Consider the following 3,771-nt stretch of genomic DNA (forward strand, 5'->3'; position numbering starts at 1 on the left):
AAACACAGGTGAGGTTATAGAGAGCCTTGAGATATCCCCTGATGTAAAAAAAGAACCTTTTTACCAATTATGGCACATTATCTATTCTATCAAAGACATAGAAGAGTGCAAAAAAGCGCTCATTAAACGCTTCCACTTTGATGAGGGCACCGCCCAAAAACTCGCTGAAATTGAATTTACCAAAGGTAGCAAAGATTTTACAAACATGTCTGCCAAAGTAATGCGGCAGATTATTCCTTACCTTGAACAGGGCTACAAGTACAGTGAAGCAATGGAAAAAGCAGGTTATAAGCACTCTGAAGAAAGCCGAACCAAAGAAGAAAACCAACAAAGAATACTCAAAGAAAAGTTAGACCTGCTACCGAAAAATTCACTGCGCCAACCTGTTGTAGAAAAAATTCTTAACCAGATGATCCATATCGTCAATGAAATTATTGACCCTCAACGAGGTTGGATAACTCCAGAAGAGCGTCAAAATGGTACCTTTCGCATACACATTGAATTTGCTCGCGAACTTAAAAATACCCCAAAAAATAGAAAAAAATTATATGAACTCAATCGAAAGAGAGCTAAAGAAAATGAAGATATAGCCAAAAAACTTAATGAAATGAAGATCCCACCCTCTCGGACTAATATTATTCGCTACCGCTTATTTTATGGAAATAACAAAGAAAAAACAAATGGTACTTGCCTTTATTCAGGAAAAACATTTGAATTAAGAGAAGTGTTTGATGACAAGATTGTAGATAAAGACCACATTATACCACAATCCATTTACCCTGATGACTCACAAGGAAACTTAGTATTAGTGTATAAAAGTGAAAACAAAAATAAAGGCAATAGAACAGCCTACGATTACATGTTCAGCAAGGGAGAGCAAGAATTTGAAGAGTACCTACAACGTATTCAAGAAGCTTTTAATAACGGTGTTATCACTCCTATACAAGTGCAGAACTTACTTACTACCTTAGAGCATAATCCTGAAATCCCTCCACATAGTCTTGTACAAATTGAGAATAAAAAAGGGGAAAGATACAAGATTAAAGTAAGAAAGTTAGATGAAAAAGGTTTCTCTGCCCGAGATATGCGGGAAACTTCGTATATTACCCGAGAAGCAAAACGTATTTTAAGCGAGATTTGCCGAGAAGTAGTAGTAAGTACAGGTAGTATTACGGCTTTATTACGTCGCTTATGGGGCTATGATGAAATACTTCCCAAATGGCATGTAGAGCGTTTACGGCAAATAGGTTTGAGCGAGTGCATTGAGAAAAAAGTTATTCGCGATGAAAATAACCAAGAAACCTATATTGAAACTGTTAAAGACTGGTCTAAACGTGATGACCACAGGCACCATGCTATAGACGCCCTTGTTGTTGCCTGTACCACCAGCGGCTTAATACAACGTATTAACACCGCACATGCTCAAGGTCAATTAAAAGAGATGGAAGCAGAATTATCTCCAGAGGAAGTTGAAACAGCTAAAATAAGTAATAGAATGACTGTACTTAAAAAATGGCTTAGACAGCAACGTATATTTTCCCCTCAAGTAGTAAAAGAACACGTAGATAACATTCTTATCTCCTACAAACCTGGTAAAAAGGTAGCTACATGGAGCAAAAATAAAAACATAAAAGGTGAATTTGATAAAGAACTTCCTCGCACTTTGACCCCACGCGGAGCGCTGCATGACGACAGCTACTACGGTAAAATTACTTTATACAAGCCTCTCAAAAAAGACATCAAAAATCTAAGAAATGACTTGGACAAAATGCACCTTATAGCCGCAGAAGATAAAAAGAGTATATTTGGGGATGAGAAAGTACAGTATTATATCAATAAAAATGATATCGTAGGTTTAACAAAATACCTCAAAGAAACAAAAAAGATAACTCATTATACCATTTTTGAACCTATTCAACTTTATGTCAAGCGGTACTCCATAGAAGAAATAAGCAAAAAGGATGTTGATAAAAAAGATAACTTTTTAGATGAAAAATTGTATGAAAAATTACTGCAAGTTTTTCCTCAGGGTGCGAAATCATCAGATAAAATTAAATCCGACATTTCGCTGTATAAAGATCCACTTAAAAAAATTATCCGTGGTATACGCATGAGAGTATCGGATGCAGAAGGTACAGACCGTTACTATCCCATACATTATGATAAAGAAGGATGTCCTATTACTTTTGTCATTCCAGGAAATAATCATCATGTAGCTATTTATAAAGATAGTGAGGGTAACTTACATGAGCATGTCTGTACCTTTTGGCACGCCGTTGAACGCAAGAAATATCGAATACCTGTCATTATTCAAAATCCAAAAAAAGTACATGATGACTTAAAACAAGCAAACAAGGAAGTTTCTAATTTCTTACTTAATGGGCTGCCAAATCCAGAGTGGGAATACGTAATGAGTATGCAGCAAAATGAAATGTTTATATTGAATATGAGTAAAAATAAAGTAGAAGAAATTATCAGAGATAAAAAATATCAATTACTTTCACCGCATTTGTACAGGGTTCAAAAGCTCACCCAAGGAGATTATACATTCAGAAATCATCTTGCTACTCGAGTGGATGACAAAAATTCTATGTTTGTAAAATCATTTGGGTGTAGAGCTACTAGCCCCAATTCTTTGCAAAAACTAAATCCCATCAAAGTGCATATTAACCGTTTAGGTGAAATTACAGGCATTCTGGAGTACATTCCTGAAGCGCAAGGTTCACCAGCATGATAGGTAAAACTCTGTATTTTAGTCAAGCGGTATATCTAAGTATTCGCAATGAATTGCTCGTAGCTCGCTTTGCAGAGCAGGATATACCGCTTGAAATTCAAGAGCGTCTAAATTCCAAAAATGAAATTACTTTCAGTTTGTCTGAGGTGGCGTATTTAGTATTAGACAATCCTCAAATTACGCTTACTCAAGCCGTGTTTGAACACTGCATGAAAGAAAACATAGCTATTGTTACTTGTGATAGTTCACACATACCCACGGGATTATGTTTAGCTTTGCACAGTAATGTATTGCAGAGTGAGCGTTACAGAGAGCAGATAGAAGCTTCCGATGCGTTAAAGAAACAGTTGTGGGCGCAGATTGTCAAACAAAAAATCATCAATCAAGGCAAGGTATTGTGTGCGTGGCAGCCAAAGTATGACATAGCTTATTTTCAAAACTTATCTAGGGCAGTAAAAAATGGAGATAGTTCAAATTGTGAAGCTGCAGCGGCTAATTTTTATTGGTCAAGGTTATTTTCTCAAATTCCTGGCTTTGTTCGCAGGCGAGAAGGTATACCCCCTAACAATCTACTCAATTACGGATATGCTATTTTGCGTGCCATTACTGCGAGGGCTATTGTAGCAACAGGTTTGTTACCTACTTTGGGCTTGCATCATACTAATCGGTACAATCCGTATTGTTTGGCAGATGACATGATGGAAGCTTACAGACCTTACGTAGACCACTTGGTGTGTCAGATTATCAATCAGTTCGGTATTCCTGAACAGTTGGACAAAAACATAAAAGCAAGATTGTTACAAATTCCTTACATAGATGTTCATTTTAGGGATGAGGTTTCTCCTTTAATGAACGGCGTACAAAAAACGATACATTCTTTGTACAGGTGCTTTGTTGGCGAGGATAGAAAGCTGTACTTACCTGAAATAGAGCTATAATTTTTGCTGATGAAATTAGATTTTTTTTGGGCGTGCCCCTTGCTGCGCAACGGTCGGGGCATTCCGCACTGCGCTTCGCTTCGGTGCTTCGCTAACGCT

Annotated in this window: 2 protein-coding genes; both read left to right on the forward strand. The window is 37.1% G+C overall.

What is annotated here, in order from left to right; all coding sequences use genetic code 11:
• Positions 1–2,734 (forward strand): type II CRISPR RNA-guided endonuclease Cas9 (gene cas9, locus NZ519_12940; protein MCS7029660.1); only part of this gene is annotated, 2,734 nt, incomplete at its 5' end.
• Complete coding sequence (gene cas1 / locus NZ519_12945) at positions 2,731–3,672, forward strand: type II CRISPR-associated endonuclease Cas1 (GenBank protein ID MCS7029661.1); 942 nt, start codon at positions 2,731–2,733, stop codon at positions 3,670–3,672. The genes cas9 and cas1, both read left to right, overlap by 4 nt.
• Positions 3,673–3,771: the final 99 nt, after the last annotated feature.

It is taken from the genome of Bacteroidia bacterium, from assembly GCA_025056095.1.
Classification (GTDB): Bacteria; Bacteroidota; Bacteroidia; order JANWVE01; family JANWVE01; genus JANWVE01.

Coding starts and splice junctions, on each gene's coding strand:
- cas1 (MCS7029661.1), top strand. CDS start 2,731: ATGATAGGTAAAACTCTGTATTTTAGTCAAGCGGTATATCTAAGTATT.